Raw genomic sequence first — 24834 nt, 5'->3', positions numbered from 1 at the left:
TCTGCGTGCACGACCGTTGTCAGGTGTTTGAGGCTGTGGCTCAATGTTCGACTATGTGCAGTGCTTCGCGGTTCGGAGCACTTCGGCTTCTTCGACGAGGACGACGCCTTGATACGACAACCAGTCAGCCCCCGAACGCTTTTCAGAACGCTCGCCTGTACCGCGGCGCTGCTGCTTCCCGTCGGGGCCACCCTGGTCCCGGCCGCCGCGGCGGCCCCCTCCGCCGCTCCCGCCGAAGGGGCGACCACCGCCTCGGCGTTCGTGAAGGAGAACCCCTCCACCGAGCCGCACGGCCTCAAGGGCGAGTACTTCGCCATGTCGGCCCCGGGCGCCCGTGACTTCGCGGAGCTCGGATCCGTGGCGCTCGACCCGGAGATCAACTTCCCGGGCCTGACCGGCGCGTTCGAGTCGGCCACCGGAAAGACCGAGCACACCACCGCCCGCTGGACGGGGCAGATCGAGGCCCCGGAGACCGGTGACTACACCTTCTCCGCCATCGGCGACAACGGCTTCCGGCTCTTCATCGACGACAAGCCCGTCATCGACCACTGGGTGCCTGACTGGGACAAGGAGCAGACCAGCGCCCCGGTCCCCCTGAAGGCCGGTGAACCGCACACCTTCCGGCTGGAGATGTTCCAGGACATCGGCGGGGCGAACATGTTCCTGCGCTGGTCGAGCGCGAAGCTCGCCAAGCAGATCGTGCCCGAGTCCGCCTTCACCCCGCCCGCCGACTTCGAGGTCTACCCGGTCGGGCTGAGTGTCTCCGAGAACGGTCTGAAGCTGCGGGCGACCTTCGACCACGAGGTCAGTGGCATCCAGGACGTGAAGGACCACCTGGAGATCGAGGCGGACACCACGCCGATGCCCGTCACGTCGGTGGTCAGGGCCTCGGACAGCCGCAAGGCGCTCGTCATCACGCTGGGCGCGGCCGTCCAGAAGAACCAGCAGGTCAGATTCGCGTACGACGGCGAGGGCGGCCTGAAGGCCGGCGACGAGACCGTCCCGGAGATCAGCCGCAGGGCGAAGAACCTCTCCACCCACCGGCTGCTCACCCCGTGGGGCGAGAAGGTCGACCGGAAGAACCCGCTCCCCGAATACCCCCGCCCGCAGCAGGTGCGCGACGACTGGAAGAACCTCAACGGGCCCTGGGAGTTCGCCGGAGCCACCGCCGGTGAGAAGCCGGTCTTCGGCGAGTCGCTCGACGAGCGCATCACCGTGCCCTACCCCGTCGAGTCCCAGCTCTCCGGACTCGAACGCCACGAAGACCACATGTTCTACCGCAAGCTCGTCACGGTGCCCAAGAAGTGGTCCATCGGCAAGCGGAACAGCGACGACCGCCTGAAGCTCAACTTCGGCGCCGTCGACTACCAGGCGCGCGTCTGGGTCAACGGCGAACAGGTCGCCGAGCACACCGGCGGCTACACCGCCTTCAGCGCCGACATCACCGACGCCCTCAAGGGCAGCGGCCCGCAGGAGATCGTGGTCGCGGTCACCGACACCACGGGGGCCGACCAGCCCACGGGCAAGCAGTCCGCGAACCCCAGCGGCATCTTCTACACCGCCACCTCCGGTATCTGGCAGACCGTCTGGATGGAGCCCGTCGCGCCCGCCGCGGTCGACTCCCTGACGACCACGCCCGACATCGACAGGGGCCGGCTCGCGCTGAAGGTCAACTCCGAGGACGCCTCGGAGTCCGCCCGGGTCACCGCCGTCGCCCGCGACAGGAAGGGCAAGGTCGTCGGCACCGTCACCGGTGCGGCCAACAGCGACCTGAGCCTCCCCGTCGCCAGGCAGCACCTGTGGACGCCGGACGACCCGTACCTGTACGACCTGGAGGTCACCCTCAGGGACGGCCGCTCCAAGGACACCGTCGACAGCTACTTCGGCATGCGCTCCTTCGCGGTCGCCGAGGTCGGCGGCTACCAGAAGCTCGTCCTCAACGGGAAGCCGTTCTTCTCCCTGGCCCAGCTCGACCAGGGCTTCTACCCCGACGGCCTGAACACTGCGCCCAGCGACGCCGCCCTGGTCTTCGACCTGAAGACGCAGAAGGACCTCGGCTTCAACTCCGTCCGCAAGCACATCAAGGTCGAGCCCGCGCGCTGGTACTACCACGCCGACAAGCTGGGACTCCTGGTGTGGCAGGACTTCGTCTCCGGCAACATCACCAACGAGACGGGCCGGCAGGCCTTCCTCGACCAGGGCGCCGAGATGATGGAGCAGCTGCACAACTACCCCTCCATCGGCGCCTGGATCGTCTTCAACGAGGGCTGGGGCGAGTGGGACCGCGTCGAGACCGGCAAGATCACCGAGAAGGTCCAGGCCGCGGACCCCTCGCGCGTCGTCAGCGCCCACAGCGGAGTCAACTGCTGCAACTCCAAGGGTGACTCCGGCAAGGGAGACATCATCGACCACCACGACTACAACAACACCGATCCGGCCTTCCCGGACGACACCCGCGCCGCCATCGACGGTGAGCACGGCGGCTTCACCCTGCGGATCCCCGGCCGCATGTGGCCCGGCGCGCCCACCGCGATCTACAGCGGTGTCGCGGACAAGGACGCCCTGACCGCGAAGTACGTCGAGAACACCCGTACGCACTACCTGGCGGCGGCCGGCGCCGAACTCTCCGGCTCCGTCTACACCCAGGTGACCGACCTGGAGAACGAGCTTAACGGCCTCTGGACGTACGACCGCCGCGAGATCAAGGTCGACCCGGCCAAGGTCCGCGCGATCAACCAGGAGGTCATCGCGGCCGGGGCCGCCGCGGGCGAGCGCGACGAGATCAAGGGCGGCGGCGCCTGGTCCCTCGACGAGAACCAGGGCACCCGGGCCGCCGACAGCGGCCCGAACCACAAGGACCTCACCCTCTCCGAGGGGACGTCCTGGACGCCCGGCGTGCAGGGCTCCGCGCTGAGGTTCGACGGCCAGGGCCAGTACGCCGAGACCGACGGGCCGGTCGTCGACACCACCGGCGACTACACCGTGTCGGCCTGGGCCTCGCTCGACGCGCTCCCGGGCAACTACGCCACCGTCGTCAGCCAGGACGGCCGGCGCCAGGAGAACCCCTTCTACCTCCAGTACGGGCAGGGCGCGTTCGCCTTCTCCACCCCCGGCGGCAACCGGGCCCGGTTCGAGGTCCGGCCCGAACTCGGCCGGTTCTACCACGTGGTCGGCGTACGCAGCGGTGACGAGATCAAGCTGTACGTCGACGGCCAGCTCGCCGCGACCGCGGCGGCCGGTGCCGCGGACGTCAGCACCGGCGCGCTGTCCGTGGGCCGCGCCAAGTGGTCGGGCGGCAACACCGACTTCTGGAACGGTTCCGTCGACCAGGTGAAGGTGTACGACAAGGCGCTCACCGCCCAGGAGGTGACCGCGCTCCACGACGGCGAACAGCCGTAGGAACGGCGAAGGCCGGCCCGGCGGCACACGCTGCCGGGCCGGCCCCGTTCACCGAGGAGGGGTCAGGTCACGGTGCCCAGGGCGCGTCCACCGCCCAGGTCGTGTCCTCGGTGAAGGTCGCCGGGTTGTCCCAGGCGTGACCGCCTCCAGGAGTGGCCAGCCACACCTCGGAGCCGATGTGACGCAGATAGCTGCCGGGCAGATTGGCGCTGGACAGCCGTACGCCGCCCTGACCCGCCACCGCGCACCAGGTGGCGTCAGCCTTGAAGAGTGCCGAGCCGTCGCTCGCGTCGCGCCGGACCCGGAAGTCCCGGTGGCGCAGGTACTCACCGGGGTAGTTGCGGGACTCGAACGAATAGCAGTTGCCGTTCGCCAGGCCGGTGACGACCTTCCACGTGGCGTCGTTCTTCAGCAGCGCGGTGCTGCCGCTGTCGACGACGGCCGTGTGGGCGAGCTCCTGGGAATGGCGCAGGTACTTGTTCGTGTGTCCCGGAGTGGTGACCCGGAGCGACCTGTTCCCGGTGGGCAGGGTGACCGGCGGCGGGGGAGTCCTCGACGCCTGGATCAGGGCCTGGTTGGCGGCCTTCACCCGCGCGGTGTCCACCTTGACCACCTGGCGGTCGTAGGTGAGCAGCCCGTTCGCCTCGTTCTCGACGTCCGTGATCTCCGTGTAGACCGAGGCGGAGAGCCCGGCGGGCAGCTGACCCACGCGGATCGAGTCGAGGAGGCCCACGAAGCGGTTGTTCAGGGCGGAGAGGCTCGCCTGGTCCTCGTAGCTGAAACCGCCGCCCGGATACCACTCATGGCCCGGCACCCTGTAGCCCAGTCCGCCGAACTCGCCGAGCACCGCGGCGCGCGTCGCGGTGGGCGCGGTGTTCCCGGGGCCGACGTAGATGTGGTTGTCGACCACGTCGCCGTTGCCACCGTCCACCGAACCGCAGCAGTTGACCCCGCTCATGTTGTTGACCAGCCGTGACGGGTCGTACGCCTTCACCTCGTCGGCGATCCTGGCCTGGTCGTACTGGCCCCAGCCCTCGTTCTGGTTCACCCACATGACGACGGAGGGGGAACTGCGGTGCTGGTCGATGACCGCGTGGTACTCGCTCTCCCACTGGGCCCGTGCCGCGCCGTCGGGGGTCTTCCCGGTGTCCATCGCGGGCATGTCCTGCCAGACGAGGAGGCCCAGCTTGTCCGCCCAGTAGAACCAGCGCTGCGGTTCGACCTTGATGTGCTTGCGGACCATGTTGAAGCCGAGGTCCTTGTGCGCCTGGAGATCGGACCTGAGCGCGGCGTCGGTCGGCGCCGTGTAGATACCGTCGGGCCAGTAGCCCTGGTCGAGCGTGCCGGTCTGGAAGACGAACTTCCCGTTGAGGACCGGGCGCAGGATGTTGTCGACCTTCGCGATGCCGACGGACCGCATGCCTGCGTAGCTGCCCACGGTGTCCACCACGGCCGCCCCGTCGAGCAGTTCGGCGCGTACGTCGTAGAGGTACGGGTCGTCGGGGCTCCACAGGCGGGGGCTCGGCACCGGTACGGAGATCTCCGCGCCGGGGGCACCCGTCGCCGTACCCACGACCGTGCCACCGCTGGAGACGGTGACCCTCGCGCTCCGGCCGGCGGCTGCCGCCGCCTGCACCTTCACCCGCAGGGTGCTGTTCCCGAGGTTCGGGGTCATGTCCAGGCGTGTGACGTGGGACGCGGCGACGGGCTCCAGCCAGACCGTCTGCCAGATCCCGGAGGCCGCGGTGTAGAAGATCCCGCCGCCCGGGTGCGGGTTCACGTCGTTGATCCGCTGCTTGCCGACCGCCTGGCCACCGGTCTGCGTCGGGTCGTACACGGAGACCACGACGGTGTTCGTGCCGCCGTTGAGCTGGGGGGTGATGTCGTACGAGAACGAGTCGAAGCCGCCTCTGTGGGCGCCGACCTGGGTGCCGTTGACCCAGACGGTGCTCTGCCAGTCGGCGGCGCCGAAGTTGAGCACGGTGCGGCGGCCGTTCCAGTTCGACGGAACGGTGAAGGTGCGCTTGTACCAGAGCTTGTCGTTCTCGGTGATCTTGCGCTTGATACCGGAGAGCGAGGACTCCGCGACGAACGGGACCCTGATCTGCTCGGAGAACGCCGCGGGCTGCCCGGCGTCGCGCCCGGTCACGGCGAAGTCCCAGATGCCGTTGAGATTCGCCCAGTCGGGGCGGGTCAGCTGCGGGCGCGGATACTCGGGGAGCGGGTGGTCGACGGACACCTGGTCGGTCCAGGGCGTCGTCATCGGCGCCGGTTTCGGTGCCCAGGCCGTGGGTGCGGCGGCGGCCGGTGCGGTACCGGCTCCGACGAGTGCGGTGGCGAGCAGGGCCAGCAGGCCGGTGGAGACGGTCAACCGTCTCCACCAGGTACCGCGGCGCGGTGCGGGTGCGGATCGCATTCCAGGTACTCCTTCATGAGGAGGGGCCCCCGCGCCGGCCGGCACGGGGGGTGGCACGTCGGCGGACCGCTGCTCAGAGCAGCTGCCAGAGATGGTCCGGGGTCCCGTTGTCGTCGAACTGGACGACGTGGGCGCTGTCGGCGGTGGACATGCCGTCCACGCCGAGCACCTTGTCCGAGTTGCGGTTACGGACGCGGTACCAGCCGTCCCCGTCCGGCACGAGCTGCCACAGGTGGTCCGCCGTGTCGTTGTCGTCGAACTGGACGACGTGGGCGCTGTTCGCCGTGGACATGAGGTCCACGCCGAGCACCTTGCCCGAGTGCCGGTTGCGGATGCGGTACCAGCCGTCGCCGTTGGCCACGAGCCGCCAGAGGTGGTCGGCGGTCCCGGTGGCGGCGAACTGCACGACATGGGCGCTGTTCGCGGTCGGCATGAGATCCACCCCCAGCACCTTGCCGGAGTTGCGGTTGGCCAGTCGGTACCACCGGTCCGCGAGCCACGGGGCCCCGCCCGGGCTCGCTGTCGGGAAGGACGTGATCCGCAGCCGTTCCGCGCCCATCGGGACGAGCGTGACCTCCTCGACCGGCTCGGTGCTGCGTGCCGGGCTCGGCTGGAGCGGCCCCACCACGTGCTCGTCGTCGGCGCTCCACCCGGGGATGCGGCGGGCGCGGGCGGTCATGGAGAGCGGGGTGCCCTCCAGCGTGAAGGGGTTGTCGCCGGGGGAGCGGCGGCGCAGTGCGGCGGGCGGCCGCGCGCCGTCCAGGACGAGGCCGTAGTTCCACGGTGTGGTGGCGTGGACCGCGTACTCCGGGAACTGCTCGGAGCCCCCGATGCGTTCGTACGACTCCCCGATGCGCAGGGAGTAGGTGAGGGGGCCGCGGTCCACGCCGACCGAGCCGTGGGTGTCCGCCCAGGTGCGCACGGTGGTTTGCTGCGGCAGGCGCAGGGTGATCCGGTCGCCGTCGGACCAGGTCCGCTCGATCCTGGTGAAGGCCGGACCGGCCGGTGCGGTGACGCGCCGTCCGTTGACCCTGATGTCCGGCTCGTCACACCAGGCGGGGACACGCAGACCAGGTTGTCGCCCCAATCGGCGCCGTAGCGGTGGATCTTGTCGGCGAGGTCGAGCAGGAAGGTGTCACCGGTGCGGTTGAACAGCCAGTAGACGCTGTCGAGACCGTCGCCCCAGCGCAGGGCGATCCAGCTGGTGTCGAAGGCACCGGGGCCCTGCGCGTTCATGTAGCGGAAGAACCTGCTGAGGAACGGGATGATGCGGTTGTCCCCGTCGTACTCCTGCCAGGAGCGCAGGGCCTGGATCAGAGGCAGGAACGGCCAGAAGTCGGGGCCTTCGTTCAGCGAGGTGCGCTGGGCCTTCGGGCCGAAGAAGCCGTCGGACTGCTGGGTCGTGAGGACCGCGTCGATCCACCGGCGTGCGGTGGCCAGTGCCTTCGCATCCCCCGTGACGATCGCCAGGTCCGTGTATCCGCGCAGCCAGTAGGGGACTTCCTCCCAGCCTCCCAGGTCGGGGCGGACCCAGCCGGAGTTCTCGAAGTCGAGGAAGTGCGAGAACTCCTCGTAGCGGCCGCAGAGACCGTCCAGCTGAAGCCGGAGCTGGCCGGCGAGCCAGCCCTCGGCGGTGACGCGCCCCGGCGGCAGCTTGAGGAAGGCGGTCGGGTGCAGCGGTGCGGCGTTGGGGGAGTAGTGGCCTCCACGTACGGCGGTGGCCACGCCCTCGGCGGCGGTCGCCGTGGTGGCCCAGCGTCCGCCGGCGGTGGTCGCGGCGACGGTGGCCAGCGCACCGGTCATGAGTTGTCTGCGGTTCAGGGGCATCGTGCGGGGGCTCCGCTTCTGCTCTGCCGGACAGGGGTGGGGGACCGGCCCGGACCGGCCGGCGCATGGCGAAGGTGGCCGTGGCGTCCGCCACTGACGGGATCACAGCTCATGTGCAACGTTGGAAAATAGATGTCGGCGGTATGACAGCACGCGGTCAAGCCGGTGTCCAGGGGTGGCGCAGCACCTGGTGCCCTACCTGGCCCGGAACCGGCCCGGCGATCGGCGGGAGTGAGGGCGCACCCCGGGCGACACATTTTGGAAACGCATCGACAACTCTCTTGCCGCCTGCGTCACCTCGCCTATATAACGTTGTAAACCGAGCCGCCGAGAGGCCGCACAGGCACTCACGACCACAGTTTGCGCAGCTCGTAGAGGGGTCGTGAGGAATGCAGTGCCATCTGCCGCCGAGCGGTGGATGCATCGTCCAGCCATGCCCGACCGCACGCCGAACGGCGTGCCGTCATCCCGCCAAGGAGCGTCCCGCGCATGATGACCCAGCGTCGATCCCGTACCCTCGCCGCGGCCTGCCTGCTGGCCGCCACCGCCACGCTGGCCGTTTCCGGCTGCTCGAAGTCGGAGACCACGAGCAACGCCGGCGGTGACAGCAGCCAGGGCGCCCAGGCGGCCAAGACCCCCGAAGCGAGCTCCGGCGCCGGCTGCTCGCTGGAGACCTACGGCGCGCCGAAGCTGGACCTGAAGAACGCGGTGGTCGGCTTCTCCCAGTCGGAGAAGGAGGCCAACCCGTTCCGCATCGCCGAGACCCAGTCCATCAAGGACGAGGCCAAGAAGATCGGCGTAAAGAAGCTCCTCACCACCAACGCGCAGTCGCAGCTCTCCAAGCAGATCAGCGACATCCAGGACATGCTGTCCCAGGGTGCCCAGTTCCTCATCATCGCCCCACTGAACTCCGACGGTCTCGAGCCGGCGCTCAAGGCCGCGGCGGCGAAGAAGGTCCCGGTCCTCACCATCGACCGCAAGGTCAACTCCACGGCGTGCAAGGACTACGTGGCCTTCCTCGGCTCCGACTTCGTCGAGCAGGGCAAGCGGGCCGCCGACGCGATGATCAAGGCCACCGGTGGCAAGGGCAAGGTCGCCATCCTCCTCGGCGCCTCCGGCAACAACGTGACGACCGACCGCACCAAGGGCTTCGTCGACCAGATCGAGGCCAAGGCGCCCGGCATCGAGATCGTGGCCCAGCAGACCGGCGAGTTCGCCCGCGACAAGGGCCAGCAGGTCATGGAACAGCTCATCCAGTCCAAGCCCGAGATCACCGCCGTCTACGCGGAGAACGACGAGATGGGCCTCGGCGCCCTCACCGCGCTCAAGGCGGCCGGCAAGAAGCCCGGCAAGGACGTCAAGATCGTCTCCGTCGACGGCACGCGCAACGCCGTGCAGGCGCTCGTCAACGGTGAGTACAACGCCGTCATCGAGTCCAACCCGCGCTTCGGCCCGCTCGCCTTCGCCACCGCCCAGAAGTTCTACGGCGGCGAGGAGATCCCCGAGAACGTGATCATCACCGACCGCGAGTACGACGAGAGCAACGCCGAGGCATCGCTCGGCGGGGCGTACTGACCCGCCCAGGTCCCCAACGGCCCCGGCCGCCGTGGCACTCGCAGGAGTCCACGGCGGCCCCGGGCCCGCCCCTCGGAACAGCGGAAGGCCACGACCACCCATGGCACCACCCGAAGCAGTACCTCAGGCACCGGAGGCGGCCGGATCCACGGCCCCCGCCGTGCTCGAAGCCCGCTCGGTGAGCAAACGGTTCCCCGGCGTCGTCGCCCTGGACGACGTCTCCTTCTCCCTGCGCGCGGGGGAGACACACGCGCTGGTCGGCGAGAACGGCGCCGGCAAGTCCACCCTCATCAAGGTCCTCACCGGGGTGTACCGGCCCGACGGTGGAGACCTGCGGATGACGGGCGAACCGGTGCGGTTCGCCCGGCCGTTCGAGGCACAGCAGGCCGGGATCTCCACGATCTACCAGGAGGTCAACCTCGTCCCGCTGATGAGCGTGGCGCGGAACATCTTCCTCGGCCGCGAACCCAGGAACCGCCTCGGCCTCATCGACTTCTCCCGCATGCACCAGGAGACGACGGAACTGCTCGACGGATTCGGCGTACGCGTCGACCCCCGCCGCCCCCTGCACACCCTCGGGATCGGCACCCAGCAGATGGTCGCCCTGGCCCGGGCCGTGTCGGTCAACGCCCAGGTCGTCATCATGGACGAACCGACCTCCTCGCTCGAACCACGCGAGGTGGAGACCCTCTTCCGCGTCATCGGGAACCTGCGCGGCCAGGGCATCGCCGTCCTCTACGTCAGCCACCGCATGGACGAGCTCTACCGGATCTGCGACCGCGTCACCGTGCTCCGCGACGGCCGGCACATCCACACCGGAGACCTCGCCGACCTCGACCGGATGCAGCTCGTGTCGATGATGCTCGGCCGCGACCTGGCCGAGGTCCGCCGCTCCGGCGTCACCAGCTTCGCCGCGGAAGGGCACGAGGCGGCCCGTACCCCGGTGCTCACCGCGACCGGCCTCTCCAGCCACCACCACCTCCACGACATATCCCTGTCCCTGTACGCGGGCGAAGTGCTCGGCCTCGGCGGACTCCTCGGCTCCGGCCGCAGCGAGACGGCGAAGGCCCTGTCCGGCGCCCTGCCCCTGGACGCGGGCACGCTCACCGTCGACGGAACCGCCCTGAACCGTCTCACCCCGGCCGCCGCCATCCGCGCCGGGATCAGCCTGCTGCCCGAGGACCGCAAGGCCGAGGGAATCATCCCCGGCCTGTCCGTCCGCGAGAACATCGTGCTGGCCGCCATGCCGCGCCTGTCCCGGGCCGGTGTGGTCTCCCGCGCCAAGCAGGACCGGATCGTCGACATCTTCATGAAGCGCCTGCGGATCAAGGCGTCGAGCCCCGAGCAGAAGGTCGGCGAACTCTCCGGCGGCAACCAGCAGAAGGTCCTGCTCGCCCGCTGGCTCTGCCTCGAACCCAAGGTCCTGCTCCTGGACGAACCCACCCGGGGCATCGACGTCGGCGCCAAGGCCGAGGTCCAGAGCCTCATCGACGACCTGGCCCGCGAGGGCCTGGCCGTCCTGCTCATCTCCTCCGACATCGAGGAGCTCATCGAGGGCGCCGACCGGATCGTCGTCCTGCGCGGCGGAGCCGTCGCGGGCGAGCTGGCGGGCGACGACGTGGCCGAGGACCGGCTGCTCGAAGTTCTCGCCGACCACGCACCGGCGGCTGACACTGACACACCGGCGCCCGGCGCACCGACGACCCACCGACCGGCGGCCGGCGCACCGACGTCTGACCGACCGGCGCCGGAGGACAAGGCCCCGGCCGCACAGGAGGACCCCCGATGACCCAGGCCGCCGTCTCCCCGCCCGTGGGGCCCGCACAGCCCGCCGATCCCGGAAAACCCGCCAGGTCCACAGGCCCGCTGGCCCGGCTGCGTGACCCGGCCTGGTACCAGGAGTACGGCGTGTACGTCGCCGTGGCGGTGGTGCTGCTCTTCAACGCCCTGTTCACCGACCACTTCATGACGGCCGACAACTTCCGCACCCAGCTCGTCCAGGTCGCCCCCATCGTCATCGTCGCCCTGGGCATGGCCCTGGTCATCGGTACCGAGGGCGTCGATCTGTCCGTCGGCTCGACCATGGCACTGGCCGCCGCGTTCCTGCCGCTCTACCTCGGGTACGGGCTCGTGCCCGCGCTCGTCGTCGCGCTCCTGGCGGGCGCCGTCGTCGGAGCGGTCAACGGAACCCTGGTCTCCCTCATCGGGCTGCAGCCCATCGTGGCCACACTCGCCCTGTTCGTCGGCGGCCGGGGACTGGCCCTGGTCATGGCCGACGGCCAGCTCAAGCAGATCGTCAACCCCGACCTGCTGTCGCTGGGAACGGGGTCCTTCCTCGGCATCCCGTTCGTCGTCCTGATCGCCGGAGTGCTCGCCGTCGCCGTCGCCTTCCTGGTGCAGCGCACCACCTTCGGCCGGCAGATCGTCGCCGTCGGCGGCAACCGCTCCGCCGCGGCCCTCGCGGGACTCCCCGTCAAGCGCGTCCTCATCGGCGTGTACGTCCTGTGCGGTGTCCTCGCCGCCCTCGCCGGCATCCTCGCCACGGCAAGGCTCACCGCGAGCGACCCGTCCTCGCTCGGCACCCTCATGGAACTCTCCGCCATCACGGCCGTCGTCGTCGGCGGTACACCGCTCAACGGCGGATCCATCCGGGTCCTCGGCACCGTGGCCGGAGCGCTGCTGATGCAGCTGCTGCGCGCCACGCTCGTCAAGCACGACCTGCCCGACTCCACAGCACAGATCGCCCAGGCGGCCATCATCATCGCCGCCGTCTACGTCGCCCGGGAGCGTCGGTCCCGATGAACGAAACCACACCCGCACCCGCGGCAGCGCCCGTAGTTCCGGCTCCTGCCACGCGGAAGACCGCGGCACCCGGCGACGGGCCCCGCCCCACCGCCTCCGAGCCGAACACCAGGGCGCGCGTCGCCGAACTCCTCCAGCGCCAGGGCGTGCTGGCGGTCCTGCTGACCGTCGTGATCGCCGCCTCGTTCATCTACCCGACGTTCGCGTCCCTGGACAACGCCCGCGGCATCACCATCCAGGCGTCGTTCCTCGCCGTGGTCGCGCTCGGCATGACGATGGTCATCATCACCGGCGGCATCGACCTGTCCGTCGGATCGGTCTTCGCCCTCGGCGGAGTGCTCGCCGCGTGGGCCTCGCAGTACGGTTTCCTCGCCGCACTGCTCGTCCCCCTCGTGGTGTGCGGTGCGATCGGACTGCTCAACGGACTCCTGATCGCACGGGGCAACATGGCCCCCTTCATCGTCACCCTCGCCACCCTGCTCGGCGCCCGCGGCCTGCTGCTCGCCCTCACCGACGAGGGCGCCACCACCTACCTGGTGCCCAAGGGCTCCGCCTTCGGCGAGCTGGGCCAGGGCAGCGTCTGGGGCTTCGGCTACCCGATCCTCATCGCACTGGTGCTCTTCGGGGCCGGCGGAGTCGTCCTCCAGCGCACCTCGTTCGGGCAGACGCTCTTCGCCGTGGGCGGCAGCAGCGACGCGGCCACCCTGATGGGCCTGCCCGTCGCCCGTACGAAGATCCTCGTCTACACCCTCAGCGGCCTGCTGGCCGGCCTCGCCGGCGCGCTCAACGCGGCCAGGCTCTCCTCCGGCGTCACCATCGTCGGCGTGGGCATGGAACTCGACGCGATCTCCGCCGTAGTCATCGGCGGCACCCTGCTCATCGGCGGCGCGGGCTCGATCAGCGGCACCCTCTGGGGCGTCCTGCTGCTCGCCGTCATCCAGAACCTGATCAATCAGATCGGCTCGCTCAACTCCTCGTACCAATCGGTGGTCAGCGGAGGTTTCCTTATCGTTGTCGTGGTGGCCCAGCGCTATCTGGCGCGCAGTCGCAGAAGCACCTGACGACGGACCAGCTGTGCCGAACCGAACCATCGAGCCGAGTCGATCCAAGGAGTGCCGTGGGCGTCAGCCTCAAGGACGTTGCGCAACGGGCGGGCGTGTCCATCAAGACCGTGTCGAACGTGGTGAACAACTATCAGCACGTCACACCCGCCATGCGCGCCAAGGTTCAGCAGGCGATCGACGAGCTCGGTTACCGGCCGAACCTCACCGCCCGCCACCTGCGCAAGGGCCGCACCGGCATCATCGCCCTCGCCGTACCCGAATTCGGCAACCCGTACTTCGCCGAGCTCGCCGGAGCGGTCGTCGACGCCGCAGCCCGGCATGACTACACCGTCCTGGTCGACCACACCGCGGGCCTCAGGGAGAAGGAGCTCCTGGTCAGCCAGGGATTCCGGTCCCACGTCATCGACGGGCTCATCCTCAGTCCCATCCATCTGGAGACCGAGGACCTCATGGCGCGCACCGAGACGGCACCACTGGTCCTGCTGGGCGAACGCGAGTACGAAGCACCGTACGACCACATCGCCATCGACAACGTGGCGGCGTCCCGTGCCGCCGTACGCCACCTCGTCGGCCTGGGCCACCGCAGGATCGCCTTCCTCGGATCCCGCACCGGCCGGGAGCGCCAGCCCGCGCACCTGCGCCTGCGGGGATGGCGCGAGGAGCTCGCCGCCGCCGGACTGGCGGCGGACGAGTCCCTCATCGTGGTCACCGACGGTTACGGCCGCGCGGACGGAGCCACGGGCATGGCCGCCCTCCTGGACCGCGGGGAACGCCCCGACGCCGTGTTCGCCTACAACGACCTCATCGCCATCGGCGCGATGCGGACCATCACCGCACGCGGACTGCGGATCCCGGCCGACATCGCCGTCGTCGGCTTCGACGACATCGAGGAGAGCAGCTACGGAACCACCACACTCACGACCATCGCCCCCGACAAGGAAGCCATCGCCCGGCTCGCCGTCGACAGCCTCGTCGAACGACTGTCGGGGAAGCCCGTCGCCGAACCACGCAGACCGCGCCCCGGCTACCGCCTCATCGTCCGGGAGTCCACCGCGCCCGTTCCCCCCAAGGACCTCTGATGCCGCGCCCCACCGTGCACCGCACACCGTTCGGCTCCGCCCACGGGACCGGGACCGGCCTGTGGACCCTCGACTCCGGTACGGGAGTCCGGGCCGAGGTACTCACCTACGGCGCCTCCCTGCACCGCCTGACCGTGCCCGACACCGCGGGCACCGCGGCCTCGGTCGTCCGCTCGCTCGCCACGATCGACGACTACACCGGGAAGCACCCGTACTTCGGTGCCGTCGTCGGCCGCTACGCCAACCGCATCGCGCACGGCCGCTTCTCCCTGGACGGGGCCACGCACCACATCCCCGCCAACGACCGCGGCCACGCCCTGCACGGCGGCCCCGACGGCTTCCACACCAAGGTGTGGGACGCCACCGGCGACAGCACGGACACCACCGCGTCCGTACGGCTGACCCTGCACAGCCCCGACGGCGACATGGGCTTCCCCGGAGCCCTGGACGTCACCGTCACGTACACCCTCGACACCACGGGCACCCTGGCCGTCGACTACGCCTCGGTCACCGACCGCGCCACGGTCGTCAACCTCACCAACCACGCCTACTTCGACCTGGCCGGCCGGGGCGACATCCTCGGCCACCGGCTGGAGGTCGACGCCGACACCTATCTCCCGGTGGACGGCGACGGCATCCCCCTGGGACCGCCGGCCGGGGTGCGGGGCACCGCCTTCGATCTCACGGCGGCGCGCGTACTGGGGGAGCGGCTGGCGCTGGACGACGAACAGCTGCGCGTGGCGGGTGGCTTCGACCACTGCTGGGTGCTCCGCGAGCCCGACGCCGGACCGGCCGGCGGGCTGCGCCGCGCCGCCCGGCTCACCGCCCCCGACGGGGCCCGCGTCCTGGAGGTGTGGACGACGGAGCCCGGCATCCAGGTCTACACCGCCAACCAGCTCGACGGCGCGTTCACCGACGCGGACGGCCGGCGGCAGGAACGCCACGGCGCGGTCTGCCTGGAGACCCAGCACCTGCCCGACTCACCCAACCGGCCGGACCAGCCCAGCACCGTACTGCGCCCCGGCGGGACCGCGCGGAGCCGTACCGAGATGCGCTTCCCGCACCTGGGGCCCTGAACCGGGAAAACGCGTGACGGGCGCGCACCCGCGCACCCGTCACGCCCGGCGTCACTTCAGGTAGGTACCCGCCGTCCCGATCTTCCCCGGCGCAGCGTTCCTGCCGCCGAGGTCGAGGACGTACACCCGCAGATTGCCCTTGCCCGGTGCCGTTACGGCGAGGGTGCCGCCCGTCACCACCTTGGTGTCGCCGGTCACGGCGTCCTTGTACGTGCCGTTGGGGATGCCGGTGTACGTGGCGCCGCCGGAGACCGTCACGAGCGCGAAGCTGTCCGTGCCGCTCGCCGCGTCCGTGTAACGGCGCTTGTACGCCATCGAGCCGGAGATGCCCTCCGTGGAGTACTGGCCCATCTGGAGGGCGGGCACCGCACGGCGGATCTCGTTCAGCCGCTGCACATGCTTGACCAGCGGCTTCGAGAGGGTGTCCGCGACCGCGCCGCTCGCCGAGGACACCTTGCTGAAGTCGGACGCCTTCACATCACCGGCGAGGTGCCCGCCGAAGTACGCCCGCCCCGTCGACTCCAGCGGGCAGCTGGGCCCGCAGTCGATCTTCTTGCCGGCCCGGAACTCGATCTCGGAGCCGTAGTAGAGCGTGGGGATGCCCCGGAAGGTCCACATCAGGGACATGTTCTCGGCCCAGGCGTCGGTGCCGCCCGCGTACCGCTCGCTGCTCTTGTCGGGCCCGTAGTCGTGGCTGTCGACGTAGACGACGTTGTAGGTGGCGTCGTTGTAACTGTCGTCGGAGTCCTTGCCGTTGTGGTACGCGTTGCCGGCGTCACCGAAGTTCATGTGCATGCGCATGTCGATGACGTTCATCCCGGAGAACTCGCTGTGGTCCGGAGCGTGGTACGTGTTGCCGTTCAGGAAGGCGTTGTCGGAGGTCGGCTGCGAGCCGGTGCCCTGCCGCTGCTCGTAGTCGTACATCTCCAGGGCGGCCTTCCCGTCGTCCGCGCTGTACTCCCTGCGTTCCTTCCAGGTGAAGAACTGCGCGGAGTGGTTGACCGAGCCGCGGTTCCACTTGTCGTTGACGAAGGCGGCGACCTCACCGAAAACGAAGAAGTTCTTCGCGGCCTCGGCACCGAACTGCTGGGTGACGCGCTCCTGGATCGCGGGCAGGAACCGGCGGTTCCAGGTCGTGCGGGGGACGTGGACGGCCGTGTCGACCCGGAAGCCGTCGACACCCATGTCGATGTACTTGTTGTAGGCGCCGATCAGGTAGTTCTGCACGGGCGCGCTCTCGGTGTTGAAGTCGGCGAGATCGTCGTGCAGCCAGCAGCTGCGCGAGTCCTCGCCCTCCCAGTTCCCGATCCAGCAGTCGTGGTAGACCGCCTTCGGGAACATGCCCGAGGTGGGGTTCGGCCACTGGCAGTTGTAGATCCGGTACCCCTCGGGCGAGGTGTGCTGGGTGGGGGTGCCCCAGTTGACGCAGGTGTTGCCCGACGGCTCGGCGGTGGACCACAGGTCGCCGGTGTAGTACGACTTCCCGGACTTGGGCTCGACGGTCAGGCCGTCGTACTCGAAGCCGTCGTTCCTCTCGTCGTAGTACCAGCTCCACTGCGTGTCACGGACGCCGTACACCTTCGGGGTGAACAGGCCCCTGGCGCCCCAGCGGGAGGAGTGGTTGTAGACGACGTCCTGGTAGATCTTCATGCCCTTGGCGTGGGCGGCGTTGATCAGGTCCTGGTAGGAGGCACCGGCGGACTCGAGCCGGGAGTCGACCTCGTAGAAGTCGTAGCCGTGGTAGCCGTGGTAGTCGTAGTCGGACCGGTTCAGCACCACCGGGGTGATCCAGACGGCCGACATGCCGAGGCCCTTGATGTAGTCGAGCTTGTCGACCAGCCCCTTGAAGTCACCCCGGAACATGGGGTCGTCGTTGGCCGCGTTGCCCGACTTCGTGTGCTGGCTCCCGCCCCGGTTGTTGTAGGTGTCACCGTCCTCGAAGCGGGCGGTGAGCACGAAGTAGATCGGGTCCTTGCGGGGGTCGGTGCCCAGCGGCTTCCCGGAGGCCGGTGCCGTCGGCTTCTCCCCGGTGGTGGCGGTGGCGGCGGCCGAGGCGGCGGAGACGTTTCCGGCCGCGTCCACGGCCTTGACCGTGTAGCTGTAGGCCGTCCTCTCCTCCAGCCCGGTGTCGGAGAACACGGTGGAGCCGACATCGGTCACCGCCGTGCCCCTGGTGCCGCCGGTCCGTGTCACCTGGTACTTCGTCACCCCGCGGTCGTCGGTGGACGGGTCCCAGGTCAGCACGACCGCGACACCGCCGGCGTCGGCGGTCACCTTCGTCGGTGCGGTCGGGGCCTCGGTGTCCGGTTCCTCGGCCGCGCACGGGTCCTTCGCGCCGGCGGTGACCTTCCGGTCCTTCACCGTGCTGAGCCCCGAGGGGAGCGTGTAGTCGCTGCCGTTGTTGTTGTCCCAGACCCCGCTGCCGTTGTTGAAGGTGGCCTGCAACGTGGTAGCGGTGCCGAGGGCGACCGACTTCTTCACCCAGCCCGTACAGGCGGCCTCCATGCCCACTCCGGGCACGGTGGTCCAGGCGCCGCCCGTCGGCCGGTAGTGGAGGTTGGTGGTCGTCCAGCCGACCGTCGCCGTCGAGTAGTAGACCGACGCGGTGTGGGAGTCACCCGGGCCGGGGCTCGGCTCCGGTTCCGTACCGGCGCACGGGTCGCTGTGGGCCACCGCGCCGTCCCTGACGGTGATGGTCCCGGTGCCCAGGGCGTAGTTCTTGCCGGCGTTGTTGTCCCAGACGCCCGAGCCGTTGTTGAACGTCGCGGCCAGACCTGACGCGCTGCCCAGGCTGACCGTCTGCTTCACCCAGTCCGTGCACGCGGCCTCCATGAGCACTCCGGGCACGGTCGTCCAGGAACCGCCGTCGGGGGCGTAGTGGAGCCGGTAGGAGGACCAGTTCTTGGTCTTCGTGTGGTAGAAGACGGTCGCGGTGGATTCCGAAGCGGCCACGGGCTCGGCCGACACGGCTCCGGGTGAGGCCGGGACCGCGGTCAGGAGCCCCAGCATCACTGTGGCCGCCAGGGCCGCCCCCAGGGGGCGTCCGAGCAGCCTGGTGAGGGTGCGTCTCATTCGTGTGTCTCCAGGGGAGGGCCGCGAGCGGGTGGACCGCGGCTGCCAACAGCACATCCGCTCCGCGAGCGGCTGCGAGGATCCCGCCGGAGAACCCGGACGCGCCCCGGGTTCGGCGAGCAGTGCGTCCTGGCGGCAAGTGCTGCCAGAATGTTTCTGCAATCTTTTGCGGTGAGGAAATTACCTGCGCATGACAGGTTCGTAAAGAGGTCGCGCGGAGACTGCTCGCGGTGATCGGTCAGGAATGGCGGACCCGCCGGCCCGCGTTGTCCTCGGCATGACCTTCTTCGTCGATGTCACGGTGCGCGGCTACGAGCTCGACACCCAGGGCCACCTCAATCAGGCCGTCTACCTCCAGTACGCGGAACACGCCCGGTGGGAGCTGCTGCGGGCCGCCGGAGTGCCCCAGGAGAAGCTGCTCGCCGGCGGAGTCGGCCCCGTGCAGCTGGAGGTCACGGTGAAGTACCTGCGCGAGCTGCGCGGCGGCGAACGGGTGCGGGTGAGCTGCGCGTTCGTCTACGGGGCGGGCAAGACCTTCCGGATCGAGCAGCGGATCCTCAAGGAGGACGGCACACCGGCCGCCGAGATCAGCGGCGTCGGTGGCATGCTCGACCTCGAGGCCCGCCGTCTGATCGCGGACCCGGCCGGCCACCTGGCCTCGCTCGCCGACAGTCCCGGACTTCTCGGCATCGGCGTCTGACGGGCGCGGTGCGGCTCAGCCGGCTTCGCCGCCGGACTCCAGCTCCGCCATCAGGCGCGCGAGCCGTGCGGCCCGGACCTCGGGCGTCCTCGCCTTGAGGAGCTGGAGGACCATCTGATAGCGGGCCGACCTGCCGAACTGCTCGAACCGCCGTGCCGCCCGGGGGGCGGAGGCCAGTGCGGCCGTGAGGTCGTCGGGCACGGTGGCCTCCTTCTGCGAGGGGTACGCCGCCACCCACCGCCCGTCCGCCCGCGCGGCCCGCACTTCGGCCAGCCCGGACTCCCGCATCCGGCCGGCCGCCGTGAGGGCCTCGACCCTGCGTACGTTGACGAGGGACCACAGGCTGCCCTTGCGGCGCGGTGAGATCCGCTGCAGGTAGAACTCCGCGTCCAGAGCCCGGCGCTGGCCGTCGATCCAGCCGAAACAGATCGCGGCGTCGACGACCTCGTCGGGCCCGACGGACTCGATGCCCGTGCTCTTCTTCGCGAGCTTCAGCCACAGGTCGGAGCGCGTGCCCTGATGGCTCTCCAGCCAGGACTCCAGCCCGGCGAGCCGTTCGAAGAACAGCGGACGCGCGAGCGTTCCGTCCAGGGTTGCGGGCTCCGGGCCGTCGGCCGTCGTCATGTCGTCTCCTTCGGCGTCAGATCCTGACGCACCGTCATGAGCTGTTGCCCGCCTACGTGTACGGACCGGCGCGGGCGCCGGTACGGAACGGTACGCCGCTGTGCGCGGACGGAACCGGACTCCCTTCGAACCGGCAGGGCGTCAGTGGCCGGCCGCCGCGGGTGGCGGGGCAGTGCTGTCCCGGACGACCAGCCGGGTCGGGACCAGGGTAGTGCCGCGTTCGGCCGTCTCGTTGCGGATCTGCCGCAGCACGCCGTCCACGCACAGCCGCCCCACCTCGGCGAAGTCCTGGTGCACGGTCGTGAGCGGCGGAACGAACGAGCCGGAGTCGGCGATGTCATCGAAACCGACGACGCTGACGTCGTCGGGCACGCGCCTGCCCTTCTCGTGCAGGGCGCGCAGGACCCCGAGCGCCATCTGGTCGTTGGCCGCGAAGACCGCGGTGCAGGAGGGATCGGCCGCCAGGACGAGCCCGGCCTCGTAGCCCGAGGCCGCCGACCAGTCGCCGCCCACCGGGGCCGGGACCGGGCGTCCAGCCTCCTCCAGCGTCTGCCGCCAGGCGTCGGCACGGCGCTGCGCGGCGAACGACTCGGTGGGGCCGGCCACATGCACCACGGTGCGGTGCCCGAGGTCGAGCAGGTGCTGGACGGCTGCCCTGGCACCGCCGGACTGGTCGGTGTCCACGACGCTGTAGCGGTCGCCGGCGTCGGAGTCCGCCACCACGACATGCGTGTGCGGCGGCAGGGAAACGGCGGCGTCCAGGAGATGGACCTCCATGATCACGATGATGCCGTCCACGACCTGCTCGCCGAGCACGGTGAAGGCCCCCCGGACGCCCGTACTGGTGGGCGTCGCGACGGGCAGCAGGGTGATGGCGTAGCCCTGGTCCGCCGCGGAGGCGGAAATGGCTTCCAGCGTACGGACGTTGCCCGTCGTGGCCAGGGTGAACAGGATGACGCCCAGGGTGCGGAACTCCCCGCTCTTGAGGGCGCGCGCGGCACTGTTGGGCCGGTAGTCGAGCTCCTTCATGGCGGCGAGGACGCGCCGGCGGGTCTCCTCCGTGACCGCCGCGTGCCCGTTGGACACGCGGGAGACCGTCTGCGAGGAGACGCCGGCCAGGAGTGCGACGTCGGCCATGGAGGTCCCCCTGCGGCGCGGCCGGTCCGGCGCTCCGGGGGACCGCTCCACCGCGGCCGTGGACGCGGCACCCGTGGGTTCCATGGCATCCGCGGGCTGTTCCGCGGATGCCATGGCCCGGTCCGCGGCCTCTTCCCGTTCGTGCACTTCGCTCTGCCTCCGTCGTGTTCCTGTGAGCCTTTCGCCGTGTGGGAGGGCACTGCCCCGACCGATGGGCCGTCGGGCACAGCGTTCCCTTGAGGGTGTTCCGCTCGGGTGTCCGTCCTGTCCCGCACCGTCCTGTCCCGCACCGTCCTCGGCTCGTGCCGGATGACGGGCCGCGGGTCGCGGACCACCGATATTCCTACCACTTCCGGAGACCTGTCGCCGACACGGCCGTGCGAGGCCGCCGTCCGGGTGCCACCGGCCGGCCGAGCAGCCCCCAAGTCCGGTCGCAGCAGGTGGAACACGGGTCTTGACGGTGGCGGGGCGGGCGTGTAGACATCACGTCAACCGATCGTTGTTTACGTAAACATCGGATTCTGAAACGCAGCGCCTCCACGATGTCCGGTGTCTCCCTCCGGCCGGGGCCATGCACGATGCCGGACCAGTAGGAGTACCAAGACATGACGGCTGTCACGCCGCTCACCACCGGACGCCGCCCACCACCGCGAGGCACCCGCGCCCGGCGTGGACGGGTCGGGTGGATCTTCGTCGGACCGTTCATGGCCGTGTTCGCCCTGGTGTTCCTCGCCCCGGTGGCCTACTCGCTGTACCTGAGCTTCTTCCGGGACCAGCTCGTGGGCGGAACCTCGTTCGTCGGCCTGGAGAACTTCCAGCGCGCCTTCGAGGACGAGAAGTTCTGGGAGGCCGTGGGCCGGGTCGCGCTCTTCCTCGCGGTGCAGGTGCCCGTCATGCTCGGCCTGGCCCTGCTCGTGGCCCTGGCACTCGACAGCGGCAGGCTGTACGGCAAGAGCTTCTTCCGGATATCGGTCTTCCTGCCCTACGCCGTACCCGCCGTCGTCGCCACACTGATGTGGGGGTTCATCTACGGAACCCGCTTCGGGCTGGTCGCGAACATCAACGACTCGCTCGGCGTCTCACTGCCCGACCCGCTGTCGCCCTCCCTGGTGCTGGCCAGCATCGGCAACATCGTCACCTGGGAGTTCATCGGCTACAACATGCTGATCTTCTACTCGGCACTGCGCGTCGTCCCCAAGTCCCTCTACGAGGCGGCCGAGATCGACGGAGCCGGCCAGTGGCGGATCATCGCCGCGGTCAAGATCCCCGCGATCCGCGGCGCGCTGGTGATCGCGACGATCTTCTCGGTGATCGGCAGCTTCCAGCTGTTCAACGAGCCGAGCATCCTGCAGAGCCTGGCGCCCAACGCGATCACGACCTACTTCACCCCGAACCTCTACACCTTCACGCTGTCCTTCTCCGGCCGGCAGCAGAACTACGCGGCCACGGTCTCCCTCGTCATGGGCCTGGTCACGATGATCATCGCGTACGCGGTCCAGCTGCGCGGCATGCGAAAGGAGGCGTGAGCGATGAGCGCACCTTCCTACACCGCCGAGCAGACGCCCCGGCGAGTCGACCACCGTGCCCCGACCTCCCGGCGCGCCCCGCGCAGACGCCACACGGCCGACCGGCCGCGCCGCAGCGTGCTGCTCACGGCGCTGATGGGGCTGACCGCCCTCTACGCGCTCCTGCCGCTGGCCTGGCTCGTCATCAACGCGACCAAGACGCAGAAGAGCCTCCTCGACTCCTTCGGCCTCTGGTTCAGCGGTGACTTCGCCCTCTGGGACAACATCTCCGAGACGCTCACCTACAACGACGGCATCTTCGTCCGCTGGTTCCTCAACACGCTGCTGTACGTGGTCGTAGGGGCCGGCGGGGCCACCTTCCTCGCGGTCCTCGGCGGCTACGGACTGGCCAAGTTCGACTTCAGGGGAAAGCGCGCCGTCTTCGCCACGGTCATCGGCGCCGTCGCCGTGCCCGCGACCGCCCTGGCGGTGCCCACCTTCCTCATGTTCAGCAAGATGGGCCTCACCGACACGCCGTGGGCCGTCATCATCCCGTCCCTCATCTCCCCCTTCGGGCTCTACCTCATGTGGGTGTTCGCGGCCGAGGCCGTCCCCACCGAGCTCCTGGAAGCGGCCAGGGTCGACGGATCCGGAGAGCTGCGGACCTTCTTCCGCGTGGCGCTCCCGCTGCTGAGCCCGGGCATCGTGACGGTCCTGCTGTTCACCATGGTGCAGACCTGGAACAACTACTTCCTGCCGCTGATCATGATCAAGGACCCCGACTGGTACCCGCTGACGCTGGGCCTGAACGCCTGGAACGCGCAGGCGTCCACCGCGGGCGGCCAGCCGGTCTTCAACCTGGTCATCACGGGTTCCCTGCTGACGATCGTGCCGCTGATCGTCGCCTTCCTCCTGCTCCAGCGCTACTGGCAGTCCGGACTGGCAGCGGGCAGCGTCAAGGAGTGACCCGGCCCCACCGGCCCTTCCCGGCCGCCCACCGGCCCTCCTCGGCCGGTCACCGTCCCACCCCGGCCGCCCACCGGCCCTCGTCGGCCACCGAATCTCCGTGCTCCGGGGGCGGCTTACCCCGCCCCCGGTCCGCGCGGCGTCCCACCTCCGCACGCGCCTGTGCGGACGCTCGACGGTTCGTGTACCACCCTCACCACAACGGAGTGAATCAATATGAGAACCATGACCAGACGCGCGATGCGCGGCGTCGGCCTGCTGTGTGCGGCGGCGCTGAGCCTCACCGCGTGCGGGTCCTCCGACGACACCGGTTCGGGAAAGACCGTAACGGGTGGTGATCTCAGGGCAGCCCTCAAGGAGGGCGGCTCGATCACGGTGTGGGCCTGGGAGCCGACGCTGAAGCAGGTGGTCAGCGACTTCGAGAAGGAGTACCCCAAGGTCAAGGTGAAGCTGGTCAACGCCGGTACCGGCAACGACCAGTACACCGCCCTGCAGAACGCCGTGCAGGCCGGATCCGGGGTTCCGGACGTCGCGCAGATCGAGTACTACGCCCTCGGCCAGTTCGCGCTCGGCAAGTCCCTCGAGGACCTGAGCGGATACGGCGCCGCCGACTTCAAGCGAGACTACTCGCCGGGCCCGTGGAACGCGGTCGCCGTCGACGACGCCGTGTACGCGCTGCCCATGGACTCCGGCCCGATGGCGCTCTTCTACAACAAGAAGGTGCTGGACAAGCACCAGATCGCCACGCCCACCACCTGGGACGAGTACCTGGAGGCGGCGCGCGACCTGCACGCCGCGGACCCGAAGGCGTACATCACCAACGACACCGGTGACGCCGGGTTCACGACCAGCATGATCTGGCAGGCCGGCGGCACCCCGTTCAAGTCCCGCGACACCAGCGTCACGGTCGACCTCACCGCTGACAAGGGCGTCACCGCCTTCACCGAGGTGTGGCAGAAGCTCATCGACGAGAAGCTCCTGGCGCCCATCAGCTCCTGGAGCGACGAGTGGTACAAGGGGCTGGCCGACGGCACCATAGCCACCCTCGCCACCGGCGCCTGGATGCCCGCGAACTTCGTCTCGGGTGTCGAGTCGGCCTCGGGCGACTGGCGTGCCGCCGCCCTCCCGCAGTGGGAGAAGGGCGGTGAGGCCAGCTCCGAGAACGGCGGCAGCTCCCTCGCGGTGATGAAGGCGGGCAAGAGCAAGGACCTCGCGTACGCGTTCAACGAGTACGCCAACCACTCGGCGGGCGTCCAGGCCCGCGTCGAGGCCGGCGCCTTCCCCGCGACCACGGCGGACCTGACCTCCACGACGTTCCTCGACACGCCCTTCCCGTACTTCGGCGGCCAGAAGGCGAACGAGATCTTCGCCCGCTCCGCCAGCCAGGTACCCGAGGACTGGTCCTACCTGCCCTACCAGGTGTACGCGAACTCCGTCTTCAACGACTCCGTGGGCAAGGCGTACGTCTCCGACACCACGCTGGCCGACGGTCTGAAGGACTGGCAGAAGGCCGCTGTCGACTACGGCAACGAACAGGGCTTCGACGTCAACAAGTGACGTCGCACCACTGAACCGGCACAGGGGCGGTCGCC

15 protein-coding genes and 1 pseudogene are annotated in these 24834 nt (G+C 69.7%); 11 read left to right on the top strand and 5 right to left on the bottom strand.

The window, feature by feature from the left end; genetic code table 11:
• The first annotated feature begins 60 nt into the window (after positions 1-60).
• Positions 61-3399, top strand: a complete 3339-nt coding sequence (locus ACFWVP_RS04270) for a LamG-like jellyroll fold domain-containing protein (RefSeq protein WP_384493424.1) — start codon at positions 61-63, stop codon at positions 3397-3399.
• Positions 3400-3466: 67 nt separating this feature from the next.
• Here ACFWVP_RS04270 and ACFWVP_RS04265 read toward each other — a convergent pair whose 3' ends face one another.
• Both ACFWVP_RS04265 and ACFWVP_RS04260 read right to left on the bottom strand, forming a co-directional pair.
• Positions 3467-5815 carry an AbfB domain-containing protein gene (locus tag ACFWVP_RS04265; RefSeq protein WP_384493422.1) on the bottom strand — a complete coding sequence of 783 codons (2349 nt, stop codon included), beginning with the start codon at positions 5813-5815 and terminating at the stop codon, positions 3467-3469.
• Between the two features lie 73 nt (positions 5816-5888).
• Positions 5889-7642: pseudogene (locus tag ACFWVP_RS04260) on the bottom strand (RICIN domain-containing protein).
• Between the two features lie 489 nt (positions 7643-8131).
• On the opposite strand from ACFWVP_RS04260, the gene ACFWVP_RS04255 reads away from it, so the two are divergent.
• The 6 genes from ACFWVP_RS04255 (at position 8132) to ACFWVP_RS04230 (ending at position 15238) form a co-directional block, all read left to right on the top strand.
• Positions 8132-9217 carry an ABC transporter substrate-binding protein gene (locus ACFWVP_RS04255; protein WP_384493421.1) on the top strand — a complete coding sequence of 362 codons (1086 nt, stop codon included), beginning with the start codon at positions 8132-8134 and terminating at the stop codon, positions 9215-9217.
• Positions 9218-9317: 100 nt separating this feature from the next.
• The gene (locus ACFWVP_RS04250; protein WP_384493419.1) at positions 9318-11006 is read left to right on the top strand and encodes a sugar ABC transporter ATP-binding protein; all 1689 of its coding nucleotides are present in this window, start codon (positions 9318-9320) and stop codon (positions 11004-11006) included.
• Positions 11003-12019, top strand: a complete 1017-nt coding sequence (locus tag ACFWVP_RS04245) for an ABC transporter permease (protein WP_384493417.1) — start codon at positions 11003-11005, stop codon at positions 12017-12019. The genes ACFWVP_RS04250 and ACFWVP_RS04245 overlap by 4 nt, the downstream gene beginning before the upstream one ends.
• A complete protein-coding gene (locus ACFWVP_RS04240; protein WP_384493416.1) occupies positions 12016-13080 on the top strand; it encodes an ABC transporter permease in 1065 nt (354 codons plus the stop codon). The genes ACFWVP_RS04245 and ACFWVP_RS04240 overlap by 4 nt, the downstream gene beginning before the upstream one ends.
• 56 nt (positions 13081-13136) lie before the next feature.
• On the top strand, positions 13137-14162 hold the full coding sequence (locus tag ACFWVP_RS04235; protein ID WP_384493414.1) for a LacI family DNA-binding transcriptional regulator: 1026 nt from the start codon (positions 13137-13139) through the stop codon (positions 14160-14162).
• Positions 14162-15238, top strand: a complete 1077-nt coding sequence (locus tag ACFWVP_RS04230; protein ID WP_384493412.1) for an aldose epimerase family protein — start codon at positions 14162-14164, stop codon at positions 15236-15238. Before ACFWVP_RS04235 ends, ACFWVP_RS04230 begins: the two co-directional genes overlap by 1 nt.
• Positions 15239-15289: 51 nt before the next feature.
• Here ACFWVP_RS04230 and ACFWVP_RS04225 read toward each other — a convergent pair whose 3' ends face one another.
• The gene (locus tag ACFWVP_RS04225; RefSeq protein ID WP_384493410.1) at positions 15290-18310 is read right to left on the bottom strand and encodes a carbohydrate binding domain-containing protein; all 3021 of its coding nucleotides are present in this window, start codon (positions 18308-18310) and stop codon (positions 15290-15292) included.
• A gap of 277 nt (positions 18311-18587) precedes the next feature.
• Between ACFWVP_RS04225 and ACFWVP_RS04220 the strand changes: the two genes are divergently transcribed.
• A complete protein-coding gene (locus tag ACFWVP_RS04220; RefSeq protein ID WP_384493669.1) occupies positions 18588-19010 on the top strand; it encodes an acyl-CoA thioesterase in 423 nt (140 codons plus the stop codon).
• 15 nt (positions 19011-19025) lie between these two features.
• Here ACFWVP_RS04220 and ACFWVP_RS04215 read toward each other — a convergent pair whose 3' ends face one another.
• Together ACFWVP_RS04215 and ACFWVP_RS04210 are read right to left on the bottom strand one after the other, a co-directional pair.
• On the bottom strand, positions 19026-19634 hold the full coding sequence (locus ACFWVP_RS04215) for a YdeI family protein (RefSeq protein WP_384493409.1): 609 nt from the start codon (positions 19632-19634) through the stop codon (positions 19026-19028).
• A 141-nt stretch (positions 19635-19775) separates the two neighbouring features.
• Positions 19776-20771 carry a LacI family DNA-binding transcriptional regulator gene (locus ACFWVP_RS04210; protein WP_384493667.1) on the bottom strand — a complete coding sequence of 332 codons (996 nt, stop codon included), beginning with the start codon at positions 20769-20771 and terminating at the stop codon, positions 19776-19778.
• Positions 20772-21376: 605 nt separating this feature from the next.
• Between ACFWVP_RS04210 and ACFWVP_RS04205 the strand changes: the two genes are divergently transcribed.
• The 3 genes from ACFWVP_RS04205 to ACFWVP_RS04195 all read left to right on the top strand — a co-directional run bounded on the left by ACFWVP_RS04205 (position 21377) and on the right by ACFWVP_RS04195 (position 24799).
• Positions 21377-22297: a carbohydrate ABC transporter permease gene (locus ACFWVP_RS04205; protein ID WP_384493407.1), complete on the top strand. Its 921-nt coding sequence runs from the start codon at positions 21377-21379 to the stop codon at positions 22295-22297.
• A 3-nt stretch (positions 22298-22300) separates the two neighbouring features.
• Positions 22301-23242: a carbohydrate ABC transporter permease gene (locus ACFWVP_RS04200; protein WP_384493405.1), complete on the top strand. Its 942-nt coding sequence runs from the start codon at positions 22301-22303 to the stop codon at positions 23240-23242.
• Between the two features lie 216 nt (positions 23243-23458).
• Positions 23459-24799, top strand: a complete 1341-nt coding sequence (locus tag ACFWVP_RS04195; protein ID WP_384493403.1) for an ABC transporter substrate-binding protein — start codon at positions 23459-23461, stop codon at positions 24797-24799.
• Positions 24800-24834 lie beyond the last annotated feature (35 nt).

This window comes from Streptomyces sp. NPDC058637 (genome assembly GCF_042717325.1).
In the GTDB taxonomy this organism is placed as follows: Bacteria; Actinomycetota; Actinomycetes; order Streptomycetales; family Streptomycetaceae; genus Streptomyces.
This window is presented reverse-complemented; position numbering and strand designations above follow the sequence as displayed.

Excerpts from the sequence above, each read along its gene's own strand:
- ACFWVP_RS04225 (WP_384493410.1), bottom strand. The coding sequence starts at position 18,310 with ATGAGACGCACCCTCACCAGGCTGCTCGGACGCCCCCTGGGGGCGGCC.
- ACFWVP_RS04245 (WP_384493417.1), top strand. The coding sequence starts at position 11,003 with ATGACCCAGGCCGCCGTCTCCCCGCCCGTGGGGCCCGCACAGCCCGCC.
- ACFWVP_RS04220 (WP_384493669.1), top strand. The coding sequence starts at position 18,588 with ATGACCTTCTTCGTCGATGTCACGGTGCGCGGCTACGAGCTCGACACC.
- ACFWVP_RS04215 (WP_384493409.1), bottom strand. The coding sequence starts at position 19,634 with ATGACGACGGCCGACGGCCCGGAGCCCGCAACCCTGGACGGAACGCTC.
- ACFWVP_RS04250 (WP_384493419.1), top strand. The coding sequence starts at position 9,318 with ATGGCACCACCCGAAGCAGTACCTCAGGCACCGGAGGCGGCCGGATCC.
- ACFWVP_RS04200 (WP_384493405.1), top strand. The coding sequence starts at position 22,301 with ATGAGCGCACCTTCCTACACCGCCGAGCAGACGCCCCGGCGAGTCGAC.
- ACFWVP_RS04240 (WP_384493416.1), top strand. The coding sequence starts at position 12,016 with ATGAACGAAACCACACCCGCACCCGCGGCAGCGCCCGTAGTTCCGGCT.
- ACFWVP_RS04255 (WP_384493421.1), top strand. The coding sequence starts at position 8,132 with ATGATGACCCAGCGTCGATCCCGTACCCTCGCCGCGGCCTGCCTGCTG.
- ACFWVP_RS04210 (WP_384493667.1), bottom strand. The coding sequence starts at position 20,771 with ATGGCCGACGTCGCACTCCTGGCCGGCGTCTCCTCGCAGACGGTCTCC.
- ACFWVP_RS04265 (WP_384493422.1), bottom strand. The coding sequence starts at position 5,815 with ATGCGATCCGCACCCGCACCGCGCCGCGGTACCTGGTGGAGACGGTTG.
- ACFWVP_RS04205 (WP_384493407.1), top strand. The coding sequence starts at position 21,377 with ATGACGGCTGTCACGCCGCTCACCACCGGACGCCGCCCACCACCGCGA.
- ACFWVP_RS04195 (WP_384493403.1), top strand. The coding sequence starts at position 23,459 with ATGAGAACCATGACCAGACGCGCGATGCGCGGCGTCGGCCTGCTGTGT.
- ACFWVP_RS04230 (WP_384493412.1), top strand. The coding sequence starts at position 14,162 with ATGCCGCGCCCCACCGTGCACCGCACACCGTTCGGCTCCGCCCACGGG.